This is a genomic window from Deinococcus sp., from assembly GCF_025362455.1.
In the GTDB taxonomy this organism is placed as follows: domain Bacteria; phylum Deinococcota; class Deinococci; order Deinococcales; family Deinococcaceae; genus Deinococcus.
In genome coordinates, this window is sequence record NZ_JANYGJ010000177.1 from 1 (window position 1) to 21,606 (window position 21,606).

The 21,606-nt window shown below is 64.1% G+C and carries 23 protein-coding genes; 22 read left to right on the forward strand and 1 reads right to left on the reverse strand.

All coding sequences use genetic code 11. The annotated features are described in order from the left end of the window. The first annotated feature begins 222 nt into the window (after positions 1–222). The 19 genes from Q0R23_RS13170 (at position 223) to Q0R23_RS13260 (ending at position 16,240) form a co-directional block, all read left to right on the forward strand. Positions 223–678 (forward strand): DUF4375 domain-containing protein, encoded by a 456-nt coding sequence (locus Q0R23_RS13170; RefSeq protein ID WP_293913719.1) that lies wholly within the window; start codon positions 223–225, stop codon positions 676–678. 140 nt (positions 679–818) lie between these two features. Next, on the forward strand, positions 819–1,025 hold the full coding sequence (locus Q0R23_RS13175; RefSeq protein WP_293913720.1) for a hypothetical protein: 207 nt from the start codon (positions 819–821) through the stop codon (positions 1,023–1,025). A 131-nt stretch (positions 1,026–1,156) separates the two neighbouring features. Further along, complete coding sequence (locus tag Q0R23_RS13180; RefSeq protein ID WP_293913721.1) at positions 1,157–1,654, forward strand: hypothetical protein; 498 nt, start codon at positions 1,157–1,159, stop codon at positions 1,652–1,654. Between the two features lie 394 nt (positions 1,655–2,048). Beyond that, positions 2,049–2,267 (forward strand): hypothetical protein, encoded by a 219-nt coding sequence (locus tag Q0R23_RS13185; RefSeq protein ID WP_293913722.1) that lies wholly within the window; start codon positions 2,049–2,051, stop codon positions 2,265–2,267. 439 nt (positions 2,268–2,706) lie between these two features. Next, the gene (locus tag Q0R23_RS13190) at positions 2,707–3,123 is read left to right on the forward strand and encodes an HNH endonuclease (RefSeq protein ID WP_293913723.1); all 417 of its coding nucleotides are present in this window, start codon (positions 2,707–2,709) and stop codon (positions 3,121–3,123) included. 860 nt (positions 3,124–3,983) lie between these two features. Beyond that, positions 3,984–4,544 carry a hypothetical protein gene (locus Q0R23_RS13195; RefSeq protein ID WP_293913724.1) on the forward strand — a complete coding sequence of 187 codons (561 nt, stop codon included), beginning with the start codon at positions 3,984–3,986 and terminating at the stop codon, positions 4,542–4,544. Then, positions 4,534–7,473 carry an LAGLIDADG family homing endonuclease gene (locus Q0R23_RS13200; RefSeq protein ID WP_293913725.1) on the forward strand — a complete coding sequence of 980 codons (2,940 nt, stop codon included), beginning with the start codon at positions 4,534–4,536 and terminating at the stop codon, positions 7,471–7,473. The genes Q0R23_RS13195 and Q0R23_RS13200 overlap by 11 nt, the downstream gene beginning before the upstream one ends. A gap of 6 nt (positions 7,474–7,479) precedes the next feature. Then, a complete protein-coding gene (locus tag Q0R23_RS13205; RefSeq protein WP_293913726.1) occupies positions 7,480–8,895 on the forward strand; it encodes a hypothetical protein in 1,416 nt (471 codons plus the stop codon). Further along, entirely contained in the window at positions 8,892–10,721 is a 1,830-nt protein-coding gene (locus Q0R23_RS13210) for a S49 family peptidase (RefSeq protein WP_293913727.1), read from the forward strand. The genes Q0R23_RS13205 and Q0R23_RS13210 overlap by 4 nt, the downstream gene beginning before the upstream one ends. 49 nt (positions 10,722–10,770) lie before the next feature. Then, on the forward strand, positions 10,771–11,139 hold the full coding sequence (locus Q0R23_RS13215; protein WP_293913728.1) for a hypothetical protein: 369 nt from the start codon (positions 10,771–10,773) through the stop codon (positions 11,137–11,139). Between the two features lie 165 nt (positions 11,140–11,304). Then, positions 11,305–12,384: a hypothetical protein gene (locus Q0R23_RS13220; RefSeq protein ID WP_293913729.1), complete on the forward strand. Its 1,080-nt coding sequence runs from the start codon at positions 11,305–11,307 to the stop codon at positions 12,382–12,384. Positions 12,385–12,394: 10 nt separating this feature from the next. Next, a complete protein-coding gene (locus tag Q0R23_RS13225; protein WP_293913730.1) occupies positions 12,395–13,120 on the forward strand; it encodes a hypothetical protein in 726 nt (241 codons plus the stop codon). Next, positions 13,117–13,584 carry a hypothetical protein gene (locus Q0R23_RS13230; protein WP_293913731.1) on the forward strand — a complete coding sequence of 156 codons (468 nt, stop codon included), beginning with the start codon at positions 13,117–13,119 and terminating at the stop codon, positions 13,582–13,584. Before Q0R23_RS13225 ends, Q0R23_RS13230 begins: the two co-directional genes overlap by 4 nt. Then, positions 13,581–14,291, forward strand: coding sequence for a hypothetical protein (locus tag Q0R23_RS13235; protein WP_293913732.1), 711 nt, complete (start codon positions 13,581–13,583; stop codon positions 14,289–14,291). Before Q0R23_RS13230 ends, Q0R23_RS13235 begins: the two co-directional genes overlap by 4 nt. Further along, positions 14,288–14,722: a hypothetical protein gene (locus Q0R23_RS13240; RefSeq protein WP_293913733.1), complete on the forward strand. Its 435-nt coding sequence runs from the start codon at positions 14,288–14,290 to the stop codon at positions 14,720–14,722. Before Q0R23_RS13235 ends, Q0R23_RS13240 begins: the two co-directional genes overlap by 4 nt. Further along, positions 14,719–15,087: a hypothetical protein gene (locus tag Q0R23_RS13245; RefSeq protein WP_293913734.1), complete on the forward strand. Its 369-nt coding sequence runs from the start codon at positions 14,719–14,721 to the stop codon at positions 15,085–15,087. The genes Q0R23_RS13240 and Q0R23_RS13245 overlap by 4 nt, the downstream gene beginning before the upstream one ends. Then, positions 15,084–15,461, forward strand: a complete 378-nt coding sequence (locus Q0R23_RS13250; RefSeq protein WP_293913735.1) for a hypothetical protein — start codon at positions 15,084–15,086, stop codon at positions 15,459–15,461. The genes Q0R23_RS13245 and Q0R23_RS13250 overlap by 4 nt, the downstream gene beginning before the upstream one ends. Before the next feature lie 18 nt (positions 15,462–15,479). Continuing rightward, a complete protein-coding gene (locus Q0R23_RS13255; RefSeq protein WP_293913736.1) occupies positions 15,480–15,977 on the forward strand; it encodes a hypothetical protein in 498 nt (165 codons plus the stop codon). Beyond that, complete coding sequence (locus tag Q0R23_RS13260) at positions 15,977–16,240, forward strand: hypothetical protein (RefSeq protein ID WP_293913737.1); 264 nt, start codon at positions 15,977–15,979, stop codon at positions 16,238–16,240. The genes Q0R23_RS13255 and Q0R23_RS13260 overlap by 1 nt, the downstream gene beginning before the upstream one ends. A gap of 2 nt (positions 16,241–16,242) precedes the next feature. Here the strand turns inward: Q0R23_RS13260 and Q0R23_RS13265 are convergent, their stop codons facing one another. Next, positions 16,243–17,544, reverse strand: coding sequence for a transposase (locus Q0R23_RS13265; RefSeq protein WP_293913738.1), 1,302 nt, complete (start codon positions 17,542–17,544; stop codon positions 16,243–16,245). Between the two features lie 115 nt (positions 17,545–17,659). Between Q0R23_RS13265 and Q0R23_RS13270 the strand changes: the two genes are divergently transcribed. The 3 genes from Q0R23_RS13270 to Q0R23_RS13280 form a co-directional block, all read left to right on the forward strand. Continuing rightward, on the forward strand, positions 17,660–18,439 hold the full coding sequence (locus tag Q0R23_RS13270; RefSeq protein ID WP_293913739.1) for a hypothetical protein: 780 nt from the start codon (positions 17,660–17,662) through the stop codon (positions 18,437–18,439). A 26-nt stretch (positions 18,440–18,465) separates the two neighbouring features. Next, a complete protein-coding gene (locus Q0R23_RS13275) occupies positions 18,466–18,891 on the forward strand; it encodes a hypothetical protein (RefSeq protein ID WP_293913740.1) in 426 nt (141 codons plus the stop codon). 112 nt (positions 18,892–19,003) lie between these two features. Then, positions 19,004–21,606 (forward strand): phage tail tape measure protein (locus Q0R23_RS13280; RefSeq protein WP_293913741.1); only part of this gene is annotated, 2,603 nt, incomplete at its 3' end.

A 21,606-nucleotide genomic window follows, 5' to 3' on the forward strand; every position in this document is an offset into this window, starting at 1 on the left:
GGAGTGTGGTGTCCCTCGCTCTGAAAACCAGTATTACACAGTTGTTATACAATTGTCAAGTGGCCAGCCAGGGTACTCGATAAACCCGCACTGGCACGCATCTCCATCCCATTGCTTGACAATTGCATAACAGTTGTGCTAACCTACCAACAGAGAGAAGCGGACCCCAGTCGCCAAACCGAGTCCGCCTCTCCCAATCCCCCACCCGTACAGGAGATCACCATGCAGCCTACCAAAACCAGCACCGAACGTCAGATCATCACCGACTTCAATACCTACCACGAGTCTTTCACGGCCAACCCCGACAATCTGCCCTACCGGGAATCGCTCGAAGCTCTTACCCCGGAGCAGCGCGGCGTGGTGGCAGTCCTCAACCTGCACGGCCAGGTTCTCAACGGCGGGTTCTCGCAGTGGTTCTCGAACGGATACCACCAGGACGATATGCGTTTCCTGCTCGCAGTCGTCGAGGGCCTTCCGGGCGAGGAGATGATGCCGGTGGTAAGGCACCTGATTCATCAGGCAGACAGAGTTATCGTCAGCAACGACGACTACGACCCAGCCGGGCGCAGCATCTCCGATGAGGGCTATGAGCTGTTGAACGAACTGGACAGCGCCTACTACGCGGTGTCTGACCAGTTCGAAGTGTTTTTTGCCCTACACCTGACCCCAGCCAAATAAACCCGCACTGGCACGCATCTCCATCCCATTGCTTGACAATTGCATAACAGTTGTGCTAGAGTAACCAACAGAGAGAAGCGGACCCCAGTCGCCAAACCGAGTCCGCCTCTCCCAATCCCCCACCCGTACAGGAGAGAGACATGCAGCCTACCAAACCCTCCGCCGCCGCTCGCAACATGCTCCGCTCCATGCTCGCCTCCGAGCTGGACCAGCTCGCCGTCCTCTACCGTTCCAACCCCATATCCGGCTGGTATCGCACCACCAACGAGAGGACCGGCAGGGACCGCATCATCGACAGAGCCGACGCACTGTACCTGCTGGTCGCACATGGCAAGGCGGCGGCGTGAACATCTATCATGACCGCGCCGTCTGCCACGTTTGCTATGCTGGACCCATGCCGGTCCTTATGCGCTGACCCCGGCGGGCCTGCGAGCCGATCAGGCGCAACCCTCGCCCCCTGCCCGCCCTGGAGGCCCGCTTGCCCACATACACGCCACCGCACCTCCGGCTGATCGCCGCCACCGGCCCGGCTGCTCAGCGTCAGTATTGGAGGCATGTCGCCAACCGTCTAGCTCTTTCGGTGCTTGCCGACTCACGCGAACTGCCTCTCCGGGCGCCGGGTGCTGCCGACTCTACTCAGCCGCCTCACGAGGCCCCCCGCGTTCAGGTCGGCACTGATGTATTTCTGGTGCGCGTCGAGCCGGTGATGTACAGCGTCGCCTCTGCCCGCCCGATCACCACCGCTCCGCTCCGGTTGCGCCTACATGTTCTGCCGGACGCCCTGATGGACCGGCTGCAACTCCAGGCGCTGCGGGCCTGGCCACCACAGACGACCACCGAGCCGCTGTTTCGCTACCACTGCGCCCGGCAGCGCCTGGTGACGCGCGACGGCCTGAGCGGCGACATGGTGGCCCTGTTCGAGCGACTGCTGGCCCCGCACGCCGGGGAGATGCTGCGGGCGTTTGGGGGCGATTGAGATTTTTGCCCGAACCAAAGCCGCCACACACAAAACCCGATCAAGATTCTTGTCGGGTTTTTTGCGTGCTGGATGGATTTGGGAACTGTTTTGCGTGTCAGCCGACGCCGCGCCCCAGAAACGAACACCGTCATGACCCCACGCCTGAAGGCGGGGGCTTGTGTCTGGACTCCATCGTGAGAACAACAAAAATCGCCCACCCCTTGCAAAACCCAGATTGAACAGTCATATTGTGTATACACAACTACTGTCCCGACCCCACGCCGCCCCCACGGGCGGCATTTTTTTTTTGGACTCCCGGTGGCAGCGGCACGGCGCAACCCTCTTCCCAGACCGGCGCCCTATCCGCTGGCCGCGTTCGATTCGCGGCAATCCATCCAAACAGGCGGTGCCCATGCCCACAGTAGCTAAGGCCCGCCGCGAACGCCGAACGCTGCTCAAGGTGGCCCAGTGCAGCGCCGCCTACCTGGCGCCCGCCCGTTGGATCACCGACGATACGCCGCACTACCTGGCCGACCTGGGCCTGCACCGTGAGCCCTGGATCGTGTACCACGCGCACCGGGACTTGCCGAGGGTGATCAGGGTGGGAAGGGGAGAGTATGGACTGGGATGAAATCAGAGACGCGTTCATCCGCGACCCTGCTCAGCCGAAACTGAATGACTGGAGACCTCTTGAAAATTCTGAATCAGAAGACTGAGCAGGTCCCGCCTGAGCGGCTGCTCCCACATCCCAGGAACCCGAACGTAACGTGATAAAATAACAGCATCAAGCTCAGGCGGTGCGTCAACACCCCTGAGCGTGAGTCCAGACTTAGGAGGTCTGAACTATGCAAGAGCGTAGCACTGCCAAGCGGTGTCCCAAATGCCGTATCACTTTCGAGAACCCAGCCGCCGGTTTTCACAAGAACGCAGCACAGCGAGATGGTTGGTCGCCATATTGCAAGACGTGCAAGCGGGCAACCAATAAGCCCCCGACGCCTGAGCAGGTGGAAGCGGGTCAGGCGAGGTCGCGCGAGCGTATGCGCCGACTCCGGGCAGAGCAGCCCGAAAGCGTGAAGGCAGCCAAAGCTCGGTACTATTCGCGGCACAATGACCGGCTTAAAGCCCGGCAGCGCGCCTACCACGCCGCCCATCCTGAAGTGGGCGTTGCCTATATTCGGAATATCAAGGTCGCCGATCCTGAGAAGTTGCGGGTTTACTGGCGTCGGAAGCGGGCTCGGAAGCTGAACGTTTCAGGGGCGCACACCGCTGAGGATGTCTACCGCATCTACGCCGAGCAACAGGGCCGCTGCTTCTGGTGTAAGGAAGAAGTCGGCAGCATCTACCACGTTGACCACCACATGCCCCTTTCGCGCGGCGGTACCGACGATGCGACTAATCTTGTCATCGCTTGCCCCAGTTGCAACCTTCGGCGAGGCAACCATCTGCCGGGCGAATGGGCGCCAGAACCGAAAACCCCAGCCCGGTAGCTCACTGAGAACCTGCCCCGCACAGACGCGGGGGCTCTCCATGCTGGAATGGCAGCGCCAGCTTAAAGAAAGACTCCGCCCCAGAACGGGAGGTTGCGATGAAGAACTGAACCCTCCTCCGCCACCGACCTGACCCACTGGACAACTGAATAGACGGACGCGGCACAAGTGTGGCCCGCGCCCAACCCCACCGCCCAGGCCCGACCTGCGCGGCTTCTTACTGCCGACCCCGGCACCAGCCTCCTGCGGCCACCCTCGCAGGCGCAGAACGCCATGAGCTGGCGTGACAGACCGCAGAGACGGTCGCTCCCACCTGCGAGTCGGCAGGGAGTGCGGCCCTGAGTCGTTGGCACGCACGACGCTGTAATCGCCCTGTTTCAGCAGGGTAGACCCTAAACCCGCAGCAGCCGGGGCAAGGGCGACGGTGAGGGCGTGAGCTGCGAATGGGAATCCTGGTGGAGGGCCAAGGCGCGAGCGGTGGAATGCATAGCGCGCCGGGTGCCTGGCCGCGTTCGAATCGCGGCGTTCTCTCCAACATCTACCCCTGACTGGCCCGCATATCTCCTGGCGTGCCCTCACAACTCACGTCCACCCAGGCGGTGCCCATGTCGAAATCAAGGTCTAAGGCCCGCCGAGATCGCCGTCGGCTGCTCGAGCACGCCTATGAGCGCCAGGCACAACCGCAGTTCACGCCCCCGACCCACTGGATCGATGACAGGACGCCCCATTACCTCTACGACCTGGGACTGACCTGTCCGCCGCTGCACTCACTCCTGCCAGAGCGAGTTCTGGCTTTGCCAGACGTCATTCGGACCCGGTCAGAATCTCTTCGTACCCCAGCGTAGCAAAGGAGGTGTAGCGTGGCTGATACCAAACCCATAACAAAGGCGAACGGCGGCAGTCGCGCGAAGCGCGGAACGAATCCCCGTGGACGGCCCCCGACCTACGACTGGAGCGCCCTGCGCCGCGAGTTTATCCGGGGCGAAGACGACGTGACCTTCGAGGCCCTGAGCCACAAAACTGACGCGCCCGCTTACGGCACGATCAAAAACCGCGCAGGACGCGAGGACTGGACCGGGCTGCGCCAGGATTTCCGTGTTCAGGTTGTAGCCAGGACGCGGGAGATCGATCTCGACCTGAAAACTGAGGTTCGGAGCCGTCACGCCAAGGTCGGCAAGGCGCTGATCACCCTGGGCGTGCGGGGGCTGGCGCATCAGCAACCGGAGACGCTGGAGCCGGTGGATGTGGTCCGACTGCTGAAGGTCGGCACCGACATCGAGCGCAAGGCTTTGGGCATGGAAGAGGTTAACGTGCGGCTTGGGCGTATCAGGAACCCGGATGACCTCGACAGGATGAGCGAGGCGGAACTCTGGCAGATCGCCGGGATGCTGCCGCCAGAGGACGACGACGATGACGTCTAAGTTTCCGAGCTGGGTCAATCGCCAGGTCGTCATGCAGGCCATCGCCCGCAAGCGGCTGCGTCAGCAGGGCAAGCTGAGCGGTCCCAAGGGGACGCAGGGCGAGCAGGAGCGCTGGAACAAGTACCAGCATGATCTGATCGGCTTCTGTGAGCGGGTGCTCGGCATGACGCCCTGGCGCGGCGTGAACGGCTTTCCAGGGCAGCTCGAAGTCCTCGAAGCGATTCAGGACAGCGTGACCCGGCAACTGGCCGGGGAGGAGGACGTGCCGTACATTTTCGTCGTCGAAGCGGGCCACGGGCTGGGGAAATGCGTGGTAGAATATGACATGATAACGCTGTCCAGCGGCGCAAAAATCCCCGCTTTTGAACTAGTGGGTAAACGGTTCAAGCTACTCACTTTGGTTGACGGTAAGCCGAGTGAAGTAGATGCCTTTGCAGAATGGAACGCGGTGGAAGCTGTCTACGAGATTGTTACCAAAACTGGTAAGCGTCTTACCCGGAATGGCGAGCACCCGCTCTGGGCGGGCAGCGCCACGTTCCAAGCTGGCAAACGCCCGCGCATAGAGAACCCTGGATTTCGGCCCACCGCTCAGCTCGCCGTGGGCGACCTTCTGGCTGTCGCTGAGGAGTTGCCAGCGTTTGGCCGTAGTGACATGCCTGACAATCACATCAAGCTCCTGGCCTATCTGATTGGAGATGGTGGCTACACGGGGGAAGGCGTCGTGTTTTCGCAGCAAGCGGGGGCGCAACTGGAGGAATTCAGGGCATGTGCAGCAGCAATCGGATGCACCATCACCCAGCGCAGCACCTACGATCACCGGATCACCGGACCGCAAGGGGCAGCGACCACCAGGGGGAACAACCCAATCATCAACTTATTACGACGACATGGGTTGATGGGAAAACATTCCCGCGACAAGCGCATTCCCGCTTCGGTTTATCTGTTTTCGCGCACTCAGCTCTGTCTTTTTCTGTCCCGACTTTTCGCCACGGACGGCTGGGCTAGCGTCGGCACGGCCAACCCCGGCAAGAATGGGAAGCGGCAGCCAGGGCGTGAAATCGGCTTTTGCTCAGCATCACAGGAACTTGTCGAAGACGTTGCGTATTTGCTGCAAAAACTGGGCATCCACGCTTACGTCGCGAAGAAGCCAAAAGTTAATGCTTGGGTTCTAGGTATATGGAATGCCGGGGAGCAATTAAAGTTTGCGGAGCAAGTAGGTATTTACGGTAAAGAGGAAGCACTTGGCCGCGTCGTCTCACTTGCTCAACCATTGGCCGAACACCGGGCTACTACCGGGGCAAGACGTAAAGATCGGCTGCCGTGGAACCAGAAGAATGCCCATCCTGGAACTCGCTGGGAGCGAATTGTCTCGATTCGCGAGCTGCCCGAAGAGAGGACGGTTGCCATCTCTGTACCCGAACACCACACGTTCCTGACGCAGTTTTACGAACACAACACCTACGGACTTGAGGCGACGACGATGGCCTGGTTTTACCGCTGCTTCGCGCCCTCAGTCGTTCAGAGCACCGCTAACAGCGTGCAACAGGTCCGTGACGCCCTCTGGAAGGACGTCCGGACCCACGTTCAGAACGCCCGGAGCCGGCGGCGCGACGTGATGCCCGGCCTGCTGCCGCGCGACATGCGTGCCGAGCAGGCGGCCAATCACTTTGCGATGGGCTTTACCACCAGCGACGCGGGGGGCAGCGGCACCGAACGCGCCCAGGGCCAGCACAACGACTTTCATTGCTGGGTCTTCGACGAGGGCGAGGGCGTGCCCGCGTTCATGTACGATGCGGTCAAACGCCAGCTCACCGGCAACACCGTCCGGCTGTGGCTGATGGTGGCCAACCCCAAGACGGCCAGCAGCACCTTCCAGGAGATGAAGCTTAACCCGCTGGCTGCGGTGTTCAGGCTCAGCCTCCTCGGCTTCCCGAACGTCTGGGAAGGCACGAGCGAGGTGCCCGGCGGCACCAAGCGCAGCGTCTTTAACGAATGGATCGAGGACCAGCGTTCCTTCGGCTGCGAGGTGGCGGCGGAACACGACGAGGCCCGCCACACTTTCCAGCTCCCCTGGGACGTGCCTAAAAGCGGCGGCGGTCATCATCCGGCTGGCACGATCTTCGCCCCCAAACGGGGGTTTCTCTACGGCGCACTGGGCATCCCGCCCAGCGGTGGCGGCGGCGACACCTTCATCAGCGCGGGCCGCTTTGACGCCTGCCTGATTCGGGCTGTGGAAATGGACACGGTGCGCCGGGTGCAGCTCGGCATCGACTGCGCCCGCTTCGGCGACGACGCGGGGACGCTCTACAGCCTGTTCGGGCGGGTGCTGCGCTTCGAGGACGCGATCCAGGGCGCCCAGGACGCCGACGAGATCACCCGCACGGACCGCTATCTCCAGGCGGCTCGCACCGCGCTGCGCCGCCTGCACCTGGCTGGGGCGACGGAGGCCAGCATCCGGGTGGATATGGCCTACGGCGGCGGCATCGTGGACGGGCTGAAAAAGGACGAGGATCTTCAGGCCCTCTTCCCAGACGGCTACCACGTCTACGAGGTGCCGTTCGGAGCTTCGGCCTCCGACCGTGAGCAGTACGCCGATCTGGTGACCGAGATGTACGCCCTGGCCGACGAGGTGCTCAGCGCGGTGCGGATCGATTCGCCGGGGCTGCTGCTCAAGCGCGACCTGACCGAGCGCAGGTACGGCTACGTGACCAGGGGCGAGCGCGACCTGAAAAAGCTTGAGCAGAAAATCAAGTTCAAAGGGCGCACCAAAGGCCAGAGCCCAGACGACGGCGACGGCGCGGTGCTGGCGCTGGCCCCGGAGCGGCTGTTCACGGCGCCGGTGCAGCGGGTCTTCGGCCCACCTGCTGCTGGCCCGGTACTCGATCTGCTGGGGCTCAACAAATCCAGCACCTGGCGCACGAGGAGGTGAGCAAAATTGAAGATTGACCTGGGCATCCTGGGCACCACCGGCAACGCCGAAGCCTGGTGGGAGCGTGAACTGCCCGAATTCGGGCGCAGCGCCACCGACCAGTACAGCGAGATTCGCGACAACAGCGCCGTGGTGGGCGGAGCGCTGTTCGCCCTGGAGAGCTTTTTCCGCCGGGTCAGCTTCGCCGCCCGCCCGGCGCCCCAGCCTGACGGACCTCGCGGGAGTTGGACCGACGCCCGCGCCAGGTTCTGGGCGGGCTTCCTCGACCAGAACGTCAATGACATGTCTCACACCTTCCCTGGTCTGCTCGCTGAGATCCTGACGATGCTGCCCTACGGCTGGAGCTACTTCGAGGTGGTCTACAAGTACCGGCGTGGCCTGGACCAGCCAGACGCCCGCTACCGCAGCCGTTACGACGACAACCGAATCGGCTGGCGCAAGATCTCGCTGCGGCCCCAGAACACTCTCAGCCGCTGGGCCTTCGACGGCGACGGCGGCATTCAGGGCATGTGGCAAAGCACCAGCAGGGGAGAAGTGTTCATCCCCATCCAACGCGCCCTGCACTTCCGGACCACCGAGGCGGGAAATCACCCCACCGGGCGCTCGCTCCTCAAGAACGCCCGGCGACCCTACTACTATCAGAAGCGCCTGGAGGAATTCGAGGCCATCGGCGTCGAGCGCAACCTGACGGGGATTCCGCACATCCGGGTGCCACCGGAGCTGCTCTCGCAGAGCGCCACCGACGATCAGAAGAAGCTGCTGAATTTCATCGTCGAGCAGGCCAAGGCGCTGCGCCGTGACGAGGCGGGCATCGTCGTCTCACCGGCAGAGACGTATATCGAGACGGTCTACGACCCGGTGGCCCGCACCAACAAGCCGGTGCAGCTCAACACCGGCTACAAGTTCGACCTGCTCGGCTCGCCGGGCAGCGCCGTCGACGTCAACCCGATCATCACCCGCTACAAACGCGATGTGGCGGTCACGCTCCTCGCCAGCTTCCTGATGCTGGGCATTGACGGCAAGGGCAGCCTGGCGTTGAGCACCGACCTGACCGACCTCTTTGAGCTGGCGGGCAGCGGCGTGCTCGACGGGGTGAGCGCGACCTTCAACCGCTTCGCGGTGTCCCAGCTCATGCGCCTCAACGGTGTGCCGCCCGAACTCTGGCCCACGCTGGAGCACGGTGGCCTGAGCGACTCGACCCTCAAGAGCCTGCTGAGCACCCTGGGTGCCCTGCTGACGAGCGGCGGGATCACACCCGACGCCAACCTGGAAAAAGAACTGCGCCAGAAGCTGGGCCTGCCAGAAAAGGCCGAGGCAACGCCTTCTCCAGCAGCCAGCCCTGCGAAGCCGCCAGCAGACACGGCGCCGCCGGGGCCGGGCCAAAAACCCCAGGCCAGCACCCGATCCCAGGAGGGACCATGAACACCCGGCATCTGAAACGCGCCCTGAGCAGTGAAGCCTGGGCCATCCTGCCCAGCGCCATGAGCGAGCTGCAACATGCCCTGATGAGCGAAGGCGGCGCGAGTCTGGAGGCCCTCCGGATCGACGCCAGCATGAGTCAGGCCCAGACGCCCAGCGGCGGCAGCGTGGCGGTGATCAGCCTCAACGGCACCATCGTCAACCGGGCGCCCGGCTGGCTAGCCTCCTGGCTCGACATCAGCAGTCCCCAGGTACTCGCCAGGCTGCTGCGCTCGGCAGCCGACAACCCCGCCGTGAGCGCCATCATCCTGGCTATCGATTCGCCAGGCGGAACCGTCGGCGGCACGGTGGAAGCTGCCGCCGCCGTGGCCTACGCAGCAGGTAGGAAACGCACCATCGCCCTGGCTGCCGACGCCACCTGCTCCGGGGCCTACTGGCTGGCCAGTCAAGCCACCGAGATCGTCTGCACACCCACCGCCATGCTCGGCAGCATCGGCGTGATCACCACGCACACGGACTACTCCGGGATGCTCGCCCAGCTCGGCATCAAAGAAACCTACATCAGATCGGCGCCGCACAAGGCCCTGGGCCAGATCAGCGAGCCGATGACGGGTGACGCGCTGGCTGATACCCAGGCCCGCGTCGACGCCTTGCATGTCCAGTTCGTCAAGGCGGTGGCGGTAGGCCGCAAGAAGCCCGAAGCCACCGTTCGGACGGACTGGGCGACCGGTCAGGTGTGGGTGGGTCCGGACGCCGTTCGGGCGGGTCTGGCTGACCGGCTCGGCAGCTTGCAGGGCCTGCTCGCCGAGCTGGGCGGTGCCGAACCGGAAGACCTCGATCAGCCTGACGAGGAGGAGGAAGACGAGATTGAAGTCGAGCTGGAACTGTCGCCAGACGACGTTCTGCCCGAAGAATCCGCTCTATCAGCTCCGGCAGTTGCTGCCGTTCTGAATCGTCCAAGCGTCGTTATCGGCGCTGCTCTGGACAAGAACCAACCTGTTTTGGCAGGTGACAACAAGTACCAGAAAGATGTCCGCGTTACCGTGAAAGGCACCCCACACATGAAAGGTCACGCAAGCGGCGTGGTCAAGGTTATCGAAGGGCCTGTATACATCTACGGCATTGTCTTTGATGGCATGGAGGATATGGGCATCCATAAGTGGTATGCCGAATCGGAGTTAGATCTCGAAGTAAGCGACACCAAGTCCACCAAAAAATCCATAAAGATGCAAGGAAGAGGAGTAGCTATGAACATGAAAGACATCTCTGCCAAGCTCGCTGCCGGTACGGCGCTCAGTGCCGAAGAGAGCACCGCGTTGCAAGCTCACCTCAACGCCCCGGCGGCCACCGCGCAGCCCGCAGCGGCAGCGCCGCCCGATACCAGCGCCTGGCCGCCCGAAGCCCGCAGCGCCATTGAGGGCATGAACGCCCGGCTGACGGCCACGGAGACCCGCGCCCAGACCGCTGAGCAGAGTGCCGCTGCCGAGCGTGACATCCGTCTGAGCAGCCACTTCACGGCCCGTGCCCAGGCGCTGGGCCAGCCCACCGAGTTCGCGGCCACCCTGCGCGTCGCCCACGACAAGCTGAGCGAGGAAGAATACAGCGCCTACGAGGGGGCGCTGGAACGCGGTGCCCAGGCTGCCTCTGGCCTGCTCGAAGAGCGCGGGAGCAACCAGGCGTCGTCGGGCGACGTGGTTAGCGAACTGGGCGTACGCGCCAGGACGCTGATGGCCGCCGACACTCGCCTGACCCTGGTGGCCGCGCAGCAGCAGGTCATGGCCTCGGACCCTGCCTTCGCCCAGCGCTACCAGACCGCCCTGCGGAACTGAAGGCCGCCCCCCGCTCCTCACCGCCCTCTCCCCCCCTCAAGGAGTTCCCATGTCCACGGTCAAGCCCATCCAGAAAGACGCTGGCCCCAGCACCGCCGACCTCACCGCCAGCCAGTGGTACGCCTGCAAGCGCACGCCTGCGGGCATCGCGGTGGCCGACAGCACCGAATCGGTGGCCGGGATCATCGAGTACCCCGGCTTCAAGGTGGGCACCACCACCACCTACCACACCCTGGGCCGCAGCAAGGTCAAGACGCTGGTCGCCGTCGTGGCGGGCGACCTCGCCAAGATCAGCGCGACGCCCGGTGTCGCCACCAAGGCCGCTGCCGGCGATGCCTACTTCGGTATCTTTGCCGACGCGGGTCCGGCGGGTAGCATCGTGCCCATCGACCTGGACCGGGGTATCCGGCAAGTCTGAGCGGCGAGCGAACAGGCCCGATAGGTGCCGCTTCTGTTCAAGAAGCGAACAGGCCCGATAGGTGCCGCTTCTGTTCAAGAAGCCTCGTTCCTGCCAGCCGCCTGAGCGTTCTATCAGGCGGCTTTCCTTTGTTCCCTCGCCATCTCCTCAAAGGACGTGTCCCCCATGACTGGACCCAGCAGCACGCAGTACAACGGCACCAGCGGCCCGTTGCCCGCCACCTATAACGGTGGCCGCATCGATCCGTACCTGACCAACATCGCCATCGCCGACTTCCAGGCCGACCAGGACTTCCTGACCCCCACCGTTTTCCCGGTCCTGCCGGTGGCGATGCAGGGCGGACGCTACAGCGTCTGGGAGCGCGGCAGCCTGCTGCGCCCCGAAATGCGCCGCAAGCCCTACGGTGATCGCCCGGTGCAGGGCAGCTACAAGATCGGTAACGACAGCTTCTGGTGCGAGAACAGCGCCCTGGAAAAAGTCATCGACCCCGCCGACATCGCCAACGCGATGGACCCCTTGCAGCCGTTCGAAGGCGCCGTGAACTACCTGACGCTCAACGCCCGACTGAGTATGGACAAAGAGTGGGGCGAGCGTTACTTCCAGCCGGGCGTCTGGGCCTACCAGTATGTCGGCAAGGCCAGCAACCCCAACGCGGCGCTGGACACGCCCGAATTCCTCCAGTTCGACCAGGCCGGGGCGATGCCCGCCCAGTTCGTGCGCTCACGCGGCGCACGCATGGGGCTGATGACCGGGCGCAAGCCCAACGTGCTGATCGTCGGCGAGAACGTCTTTCAGTACCTGACGTTCAGCCCCGATTTCGTGGACCGCGTGAAGTACGTCCAGCAGGGCATCGCCGACTTAGCCCTGATGGCCAGCTTCTTTGACGTGGACAAGGTAGTCGTCGCCCGTGGCGTGTACAACGCCGCCGCCGAAGGGTTGGCCGACGACTTCAAGTACCTCGTGGACGCCAACTCGATGCTGCTGGTCTACGCCGCGCCGCGTCCGAGCAAGGACCTGCCGAGCGCAGGCTACACCTTCAACTGGCGCGGGCTGTTCAATCAGATGAAAGGCGCTCAGACCGACGCGCAGAACACGGCGGCCCTGGCGATCATCCGGCGCGGTTACGACGACCGCGCACCCGCCGACTGGATTCAGATTCACACCGCCTACGAGATGAAGATCACGGCCAGCGACCTGGGCATGTACTTCAGCGACGTAATCGGTGAAAACCTGCTCGACCGGTAAGGGGGGTCAGGTGAGCGACAAACAGTACGTAGCGGCCAGGCCGCTGAGATTCGGTGGGGCTTCGCTTCAGCCGGGCGACCCCATACCCTTCGAAAAAGGCCGCAGCTATCACCAGATGCTGAGCCTCGGTCAGATCGCGCTGGCTCCGGCTGGGGGGAGTGGGCCAGCGGTGCCGGACGGTGCCCATCCAGTCCTCCTTCACCCAGACACCACCGTCCTGTTCATCGATCAGGACGGCGTGCCCGAAGGTGTCACCTACCTGGGCACCCAGGAACCGGACGAGCAGGCCAGGGCCACCCTGGAACTTCCGCCCGGTGAGCTGGCGGCGCTGGTCCAGTTCCGCAGCGACCCGGAGCCGTCCCTGGTGCCACTGGAGAGCCTGATGCTGGGCGAGGCGGCTTACCGCCTGCTTGCCCACTTTCAAGCCCAGGTAGATACGGCGGCAGCGGACCGCGCAGCGGGGCAGGCCCAGCTCACGGACGCCACGGGCGCGGCCACCGCTGCTCAGGTGCAGGTCGACTGGCTTACCCTGCTGCTGAGCGCGGCGGGGGCGCCGGGCGAGGCGTTGCCGGACGACGCACCGGGCGTCAAGGAGCTGGCCACCAGCGGCGTCAAGACCCGCGAGGGCCTGGCGCTGCTGGCTGCTGATCCGGCCAATCTCCTGAAGCTCAAGGGTATCGGTCAGGCTACCTCTGACAAGATCCTGGCCTGGCTTGCGCCTGCCGGACCGGCGTGACCGGCCCGGCAGTACCTATCAGCGCCGGGCAGCGCACCGATCTGCGGCAACTGGCGGGTGCCGCGCCATTCGCATTGTGGGTGCGGCTCTACGCCGAGGACGACCTGGACGTTGGGCCAGAGCTGACCGCGCTAATCACCCGCAACGGCGGTAACCTGCGGCTGGCGGCGGCAGATCTGCTCGACGGGCTGATTGACGGCGAGGAGACCATCAAGAGGCTCAAGCTCGACGGTGAGCTGGAGCTGGAGTTTCTACCTGTTCAGTACGCCACCAAGAGTGCGAGCCTGCGTGCCCAGGTGCTTCAGGCGGCTCAGGTAGGCCGGAAGTTCGGGCCGCCTGTGGCCGGTTTCGCACTGGGGCGCAGCAACGTGCCGCAAGCTTTCGTGCTGGGCAGTGAAGTGCTGCCGCCTGATCGAGAACGGCTGGGCGGTGTGCCCGCAGTGCTAGACCGGGAAGGCCCATGAGCCTGCCCGGCAAGGTTCAGGCTGCGGTGGCGAAGGTCCAGGGCAACGATGACCTGAACGAATTGCGCTTCCGGCACACCGCTACCTGGAGTGACGGCGCGACCTGCCGCTTCAGCGTTCAAGATCCGAGCAAGATCGAGGGCACGATGGCCCGGAGTCTGCGCAACCGCCCGGACGCCGCCGACCTGCGCGTCCTCAAGGTGCGTCAAGGCGACACTGCGCCGGGACTGGCCGCGCACACTCCCTGGGACAACGGCGGTGTGCTGTTCGTCGAGCACTTCCCCCAGCAGTCGGACTTCCTGGACAGTCACGTTGCAGTGTGCCTGCTGGTCCACCCGGAGCGCTCTGCGAGCCACGAACTGGTTTTCACTCTGCCAGGCCCGCTGGTCAAAGATCCAGTCAGCAAAAATATGGTGGCCTCGCCTGGCTGGCCCCTGGGACTCTCTGTGCGCCTGGAGGCCACCACCGATCCGCAGGTGAGAGACGCGGCGGGCGCGGACACGGCTACGGTGGTGCTGTTCGGGCGCTGGGGCACAGCGGGCAACCCCAGAGACTGGCCGGTCGGCCTGCACTGGGGCAGCAGTAGCCCACTGGAGCTGCAAGGTCAACCGGGTGTGCTCACGCTCAAGCTCGCCTGGCCTGACGCCGACCCCATCAAACCCCTCATTCACGGCGCCCCTTTCGTCGCCACCTGGAGAGCCCTATGACCCAGAACCTGCCCGAAGCCCTCAAGCGCGTGGTGGTGTACGAAGACGCCACGCAAAGCGAAGCGGCCCTCATCAAGATCGATCCGTCCGGCAAGATTGACGCTGCCCACCTGACCCTCAACCCGGACCTGGTGCCGCCGGACGCCGTGGACGGCTACCGCATCCGGGCCGCGATTGCTGCCAGTCTGGAGGGCTTCCAGCGCTACCACCGCAATATCGTGCGCCGCTACGGGGCCTTCGAAGCTGAGGAGGCACTCTTCACTGAGGCCGCCGAGCGGGCCAGCGCCGAGCTCGACCAGCTCGTGCACCTGGCCCCCAGGTCGCCGGAGCTGCTGCCCGACACGCTGCGCCAAACCCCCGACGAAGCGCTGCTGGCGCAGCCCGATTTCGGGGAGAAGCGGCTGGAGGCGCTCCGCGAGGCGCCGCAATGACGGTAGTGCGGATGCAAGGTCTGGGCGCTTTGACTGAGCGCGGCCTACTCGGCGCGGCGACCGATTTCGGCAAAGCCTGCACCGGCGCCTTCGACGATCCGCTGTGGAACTGGCCGCACACCACCCGTCGCCGCAACGGAGAGACGGTCAGCAGTCCGCGCAACCTCGTGGACAGCGGTGATCTCCGTGACAGCCTGATGCCGCCTGAGCAAGCCGGGAACGCCGTACGGCTGACCTGGACCTCTGATCACGCCGGGGAGGTGTTCCTGGGGGCGCCGGGCAAGCCGGGGCGCAACCTGCCGGAGTACGTGGCCCGGAGCTTCAATTTTCCAGCCGCGTTCCTGCACCATGCGGGCCTTCTGTGAGCGCAGGCGAGGTCCGGGAGAAGGTCGAGGCCGCGCTCGCCGCTGCCAATATCGAGCTGGGTACCTACCACCTGCCCGGCGGCGAAACCACGCCCGCGCTCTGGGTCGGCAACCCGCCGGAAGGCACCACCGCCGAGGGATTGGAAGTCCAGATCAACCCGAATCCCAAACAGGTCTCCATCGACGCCTTCACCTTCGTCGGCATGCCGCGTGCCTACCTGGTGCGCCTGGCGAACTGGGATGACCTGCCCGACATCTTGAAAGACGCCACCAACGCCATCGCTCAGGCCCTCTGGCCATTCGAGGACGAGCCACGCCTGGTCCCCGCCCTTCCGCCCACGCCTGAACTCGTGTTGTTCAGCGTTCAGTACTGATTCCCAGGAGGAATTCTCATGGCCCCTACTGCCCCTAATTTCCGCTTTGGCAAGAACGCCCGCATCGAGATCGCCCCGTACACCAACGGCACCGAGCCTGCGGTCGGCGATTTCCTCAATTTCTGCCTGACCAACCAGGTCGAGGTGGGCCTGACCAACGGCAGCATCACCATCGACAGCTTCTGCTCCGAGGGCGACGTCGAGGTGCCGGACGGCAGTCAGACCGGCATCCTGACCTTCGGCGACACCACCTGGGCTGAGGACGACCTGTCGCTCAAGCTGCTGGAAAATGCCGCCTTCAGCAAGAACGAAAACGGCCAGAAAGTCCACTACCGCATCTACCCCGTCGGTAAGGCGGTCGGCAAGCCGGTCTGGCGCGGGTTGTTCAACGCGGCTGACGTCAAGCTGATGATTCCCTCCAAGGGCATCATCAAGATGATCGTCACGCCCAAGGTCCAGGGCGCTCCAGAGCGCGGCACCCAGGCGGATGCGGGCGCCTTCACCCCCGTTCCGTAATGGCCCACGTCTGGCGAGACGTCTGGAACGGCTCGCCGAACGTGGTCGTCATCAGCGAGTACCCGCTGGAGGAGGGCGTCATCGACGACGCCCTCCTCTTCACGTTTGACGAGTTCTCCCTGCCGGTGGTGCTGCTCGATGAAGCTGGCCACGCCTGGACGCCTGACCTACCCGCTGCCGCGCTCGCAGGCAACTTTATGAGCTTCGGCCTCGACCTTTTCCTAGTGCCCCTGGAGCCCAGAACATCAATTACCCATGACTGAAGTCACGGGTTTGTGTCTGGATTCCATCGCAATTCCGCGTACCTCGAAAGGCGAGCGGCTTTGACTTCAACATCCGACACATCAGGGCGCATTGATAAGGCACCCGTACTCATCCAGTCTTGCCGGACAAGCAGCGTTCGTAAAGCAATGTTCACACTCGCAACCCGATCCGCGTGACCCTTATGACCACACACTTCACAATCAAACATCAATCCTGCGTCCGGCCTGTTCCCTTTCGAGGTATGGCCGCATTTGGGGCACGCTTGACTGGTGTAGTGAGCATCAACCTTGACAGCGAGGCTCCCAAACAACGGGGCTTTGTAGGCAAGATTGAATTGCAACTCCGCGAACGACCACTGAGAGCGGCGGCGCTTGGCCCGCTTCGTTTTTTTACTGGCGTTCGGGTTGCTTCGTCCTTCAGTACGGTCGCGGATATTAGTCAAATCCTCCAGGCCAAAGATAGAACCTGGGAAACGGGTCAACAGCATCTTGCTCAACACATGGTTACGATCAGCGACGAACCGTGTTTCCCGGCTGCCAATGGCAACGAGTCGCCTTGTTGCAGAGCGGGTGCCTTTACGCTGGAGGGATTTTTTTGTACGAGCGAACTGGTCTTTTTGCTGACGGACTGCCGCCCCCTTCTCGAACAGGCTCTGTCCATCCATATCGGTGGCGACGAAGTGGTAGCGCTGACCCACGTCCACCCCAACCACGGATTTGTGGTCAGCGGGAACGGGATCAGGCAGTTCAATGCTGAGGGCGACGATCAGGAAGTATTGCTTCTTCGACTTTTGATAGTAGAGCTTGGCCGCGCCCGTCTCCGCACCCTGAGTGATGTAGTCGAGGTGCTTCTGGTAGCCGTCAAACTCAAGCTGCAAGCGCCCATCAAGCGTGCCGACACTGACCTTGCCGTCCTTCTTCCACGAGTAGTCGCGGCCATGCTGATATTCCAGCGTGCGGCTAACGAACTTCATGGGGTTGTCAAGTCCTTTGTAGCGACGCTTGGTTCGGCCACTCTCGCGGGCTTTCTGATTCTGCTTGGCCTTCGTCCACTGCGTTTTGTACGCGGCGGTCACCTGGCGTTCGGCAGTGCAGGCAAGCTGCGCCCCCAACCCGAAGCGTACCCGAAGAACTCCGTAGGTTTCCTTATGGAGCTTGGGAACAGACGTGGTTTTTCCCAGATCAAATGCCGTCTGAGACGCGAAGTTTAAGCCGTCACGGTACGCCAACGTTACAGCATCCAAAGCAGTTTTCTGCTCCGGGGTATGCCGCAATTTCAGTTTCGCGCTCAGCGTGATCTTCACAAAAAGGAGTATACCATATGAGTTTAATTGGTCAAGTAGATTTAGCCATAGTTGCCCCTGCGGGGCAGCGCCCATTCCTCCCACGACTGAAGTCGCGGGTCTCCAGGTCGCAAACATGAGAATCGTTGCCGCTACCAAAACTTTTCAGCAACTCCGCTTTCCCCTGGGCGATCAGAAGTTCATTTCAGCTCGGCTGCACGGCGAGGAGGAACTGATCTATCAGGAAGTCTCCGTGGTCAACACCCTGGGTCTGCCGCTTCAGGAGATCACCGCCAACACCGTGGGCTTTCTGGTGTCGCTGCTCCGTAACCGGGTCTGGCACGGCCCGGACACGCCTCGCCCGGACATCGACGAGCCGTGGGTGCAGCGCTACCTCGGCCCCAGCAACGAACCGGAGCTGATGGCCTACCTGCGAACCGGGCACCGTGGCCCCGGCCTGGTCCCGGCACCTGGCGAGCACTGGGATCTGCCGCCAGTCAAGCTGGAGCTCGAAGACCGCGTATTCGAGGGCCTGGCGCTGAGCTACCAGGACCTGCTGGCCTACTCCGAGGAGTACAGCGCCCTGGAGCGGGCCGAGCGGGCACAGAACCTGATGCGCAGCACCGATGAGGTCAACGTGACTCTGGCCCAGGTGCAGACCGAGGGCCGCCAGATCATTCAGGAGCGCAGCACCGTCGTGCGGGCCGAGGCGGCGGCCACCGCTGCGCTGCTGAATGCCCGGCGTCAGGATGGGGGGGAGGAGATCAGCGGTGCGTGGCTCCTGGAGCGCGTGACCCTCGATCAACTCACCGCCGTCCGGACCTACCTGACGTCCGGCAAAGAGCCTGAGCCTGAGGAGGCACAGACCCCAAAAGCCGAAGACGGCGGCAGCGAGAACATTCCGATCAACGCGTAGCTCGGTCGCTCGACTTCGCCGACGTCATGCTGGCGGTGATCGAGCACTACCCGGCCTACGACTGGGACAGGGCGCTGAACGAAAGCAGCCTGGTGCTGGCGGCGCTATTCGGGCGCATCCCAAAGATTCACTTGCACCGGGCCTGGCCGCTGATGCAGCTCCAGGCGTTCATCGGCAACGCGCTCGGCGGCAAACAGAAGGGCGGCGAGAAGCTGGCCACGAACAGGGTCTTCTCGCCGCTGGAGTTTGCGCCGCCGATGGCGCAGGTACCGGGCCTGCTGCCTGCGCCGCCGCTCTCGGCGCCGCAGTGCGCCGTGCTGATCCAGGCCCTCGAAGCCGGGCAGCTCAGGGGCGCGTCGTGGGTGATTCAGGCGGTGGAACTCGAAGACGACCTGGACCGGATTCGGGACGTGGCCGAGGGATACAAAGCGGCACTCCTGGTAGAACGGTGAATATGCGACGACCGCGTTCTACCTTAAGCGCCCCAAAAAATAGAGATTGCACGCGAATTTAGTTGAAGCCGCCCTTTGATGGGCGGTTTTTTGTTGCACCCAAGGAGCCTCCATGTCCTCAGTCGGTAGCGCCAGTTTCGATGTCAACGCCAATCCTGCCAGGGCCATCGCGGCGCTCAAGCAGCTTCAGAAAGAGGCGCTGGCGACCAAGCTGGAGATCACGCCCACACTCGACGTGCGTGGCCTGAAGAGCAAGCTTCAGGAGGCCCTCAAGGGCATCGCTGGAACCATCAGCGCCGACGTGAAAATCAGGAGCCTGACCCGGACCCAGCTCAACGACGCCTTGAAAGGTCTCACCGGCACCATCAACGCCGAGGTCAAGGTCAAGCCGATCACCCAGGCCAGCCTCGACGGGGCGCTGCGGAGCATGCAGGGTGGCAAAGACGTCAAGATCACGCTTGACGAGGCCCCTGTGCGGGCCAAGATTGCCCAGATCAGGGCTGACCTGCAAGACCTGCGGGTGTCGGTCGGTGGCCTGCTTCGCATTGATGCCGACGCGCTGAAGGCCCTCGCGACCGTCATCGGCAAGCAGATCACTGACCTGCGGGCGCTGGAGACCAACCTCAAGGGCCTGCTGGGCCGCAGCAACGGCGGGGGTGGCGCGGGTGCCGGTGGCGGCGGCCCTGGAGCGGGCGGCAACGCTTACGCCGCGCAGCTCCGTGCCCTGGCCGCCGACCTGAAGGCGGGCACGCTCGGCACCGCCCAGTACGAGCAGGCCGTGCGCGGCCTCCTGACCCCGCTGAACGCGGAGATCACTGCCCTGCGGAGCCTGGGTGGGCTCACGGCCCAGCAGCAGAGCCGCCTCGACGGTCTACGCGGCTCAGCGGGCATGGCTCAGGGCGCCCTCAAGGGCCTGGCGGACCAGACGGCCCGGCTGGGCGGCACCGGCCAGCAGGGCGCGGTGGCGCAGATTGCCCGCGACATCGCCAGTGCCAACAGCCGCTTCCAGACGGGCGCCATTGGCCTGCGGACCTACCTGCGCGAGCTGCAACAGGCCGAAACCGGGGCGCGGGCTCTGGCGCCGACGCTCACGGCGGGCAGTAAAGCGGCCTTGGACCTCCAGCGCAGCCTCCAGGGCATCGGCGCCGGGCGCAGCAACGTCAACACCCAGGGCATCCAGAACATCCGCATTGAGCTGGCCCAGGCCCGCACCAACTACGAGCAGATGTTCGCTGCCGCCGGGTCGAGCTTCCGCGCCCAGGGCCAGGCGGCTGTCTCCTACCAGCGTGTACTCGCCGGGGTCGAAGGGCAGCTCGCCAAGATCAGCAGCCGTGCCAACCTCAGCGCCGCCGACGCCCTGAAGGTCGCCAACATCCAGCGTCAGATCGCCAGCCAGCAAAACGCCCTGCAAGGCAAAGTCAGCCCACTGGGCATCAATGGCGCGTTCCTGATTGCGCTGCGGCAGATTCCAGAACTGGCCCTGGCAGCAGGCGGCTCGCTGGGGACGATGGCGTTTCAGGCTGTTACCCTCGGCGGCGGCTTGCTCGAAGCAGCGAAGGCGCTGGGGCCGCTAGGTGTGGCCTTCGGAGTGCTCGGTGTGGCAGCGGTGGCAGTCCTCGGCACCCTGATCAGTCTCGGCACACGCGGCGTAGAGGAGGTCGGCAAGATCCAGCGCGGGCTGAACGTGCTTCAGGCCGACGGCGAAACCAACCTGCCCGCCGTCTCGGCGCAGATCAGAGACCTGCAAGCCTCGCTTGGACAGGTTGGTCAGGCGTTCACTCGCGGCGACCTGACCCGCGCTGCGGCCGACATCTCCAAGGCGGGCCTGAGCGCCGCCGACGCCCTGACGTTGCTGAAATCCAGCTCGCAACTCGCTGCCGCCGAGCAGACCAACCTGACCGACGCCTCCGGCGAGCTTCTGAAAAACCTGCGCCAGTACGACAAGGGCGTCGGCGACGCCGCGCAGGTCTCTAGCTTCCTCGCCAAAGCGGGCAACCTTGCTGCTGGATCGGCCAACGACCTGTCCGTCGGCCTCGGTATCGTCGGCACCACGGGCAAGCAAGCAAAAGTTGAGATGTACGACCTGCTCGGCATGCTGGTCGAACTTGACAACAAGGGCATGTCTGCAGTCGATGTTGGCGCCAACGGCCTGCGGGCCGCCCTCACCGCCCTTGCGGACGTGACTCCCAAGGGTACGCGGGCGCTCGCCTCCCTGGGCGTCAAGATACGTGACGAGCTGGGCCACGCCCGCCCGGCGGGCGACCTGATCAAAGAACTGAGCAGCCGCCTGAAGGGCATGGGCATCGAGGTGGACCGCGCCACCGGGGAACTCGTCGGCAACGGCGACGCCCTGCAGCTGGTCTCCAGCGCGATGGGTACCCGCGCCGCCGCCGCTGTGCTGGGCCTGACGGGCGATTACAAAGCCTACGGCGAGCAGATTCGCAACAGCACCGGCTACAGCGAGGAATACGCCCGCATCATGCAGCAGGGCGTCGTTCCCGCACAGGAGCGGTTGCGCAACGCCCTGAAGGACGCGGGGGGCGAGCTGGTGCTCAGTTTCGCCGTACCGCTGGCCGACCTGCTCGACAACACCCTCACGCCCGGCATCAAGCAGCTCGGCGACTTCTTTAGTGCGCTCCGTGACGGCGGGCCGGTGCTCGACGAGATCAAGGGCTACGTGTATGCCCTCGCGACGGCGCTCATCTTCCTGAAGGC

Coding starts and splice junctions, on each gene's coding strand:
- Q0R23_RS13170 (WP_293913719.1), top strand. CDS start 223: ATGCAGCCTACCAAAACCAGCACCGAACGTCAGATCATCACCGACTTC.
- Q0R23_RS13175 (WP_293913720.1), top strand. CDS start 819: ATGCAGCCTACCAAACCCTCCGCCGCCGCTCGCAACATGCTCCGCTCC.
- Q0R23_RS13185 (WP_293913722.1), top strand. CDS start 2,049: ATGCCCACAGTAGCTAAGGCCCGCCGCGAACGCCGAACGCTGCTCAAG.
- Q0R23_RS13200 (WP_293913725.1), top strand. CDS start 4,534: ATGACGTCTAAGTTTCCGAGCTGGGTCAATCGCCAGGTCGTCATGCAG.
- Q0R23_RS13210 (WP_293913727.1), top strand. CDS start 8,892: ATGAACACCCGGCATCTGAAACGCGCCCTGAGCAGTGAAGCCTGGGCC.
- Q0R23_RS13215 (WP_293913728.1), top strand. CDS start 10,771: ATGTCCACGGTCAAGCCCATCCAGAAAGACGCTGGCCCCAGCACCGCC.
- Q0R23_RS13220 (WP_293913729.1), top strand. CDS start 11,305: ATGACTGGACCCAGCAGCACGCAGTACAACGGCACCAGCGGCCCGTTG.
- Q0R23_RS13235 (WP_293913732.1), top strand. CDS start 13,581: ATGAGCCTGCCCGGCAAGGTTCAGGCTGCGGTGGCGAAGGTCCAGGGC.
- Q0R23_RS13240 (WP_293913733.1), top strand. CDS start 14,288: ATGACCCAGAACCTGCCCGAAGCCCTCAAGCGCGTGGTGGTGTACGAA.
- Q0R23_RS13245 (WP_293913734.1), top strand. CDS start 14,719: ATGACGGTAGTGCGGATGCAAGGTCTGGGCGCTTTGACTGAGCGCGGC.
- Q0R23_RS13255 (WP_293913736.1), top strand. CDS start 15,480: ATGGCCCCTACTGCCCCTAATTTCCGCTTTGGCAAGAACGCCCGCATC.
- Q0R23_RS13260 (WP_293913737.1), top strand. CDS start 15,977: ATGGCCCACGTCTGGCGAGACGTCTGGAACGGCTCGCCGAACGTGGTC.
- Q0R23_RS13270 (WP_293913739.1), top strand. CDS start 17,660: ATGAGAATCGTTGCCGCTACCAAAACTTTTCAGCAACTCCGCTTTCCC.
- Q0R23_RS13275 (WP_293913740.1), top strand. CDS start 18,466: ATGCTGGCGGTGATCGAGCACTACCCGGCCTACGACTGGGACAGGGCG.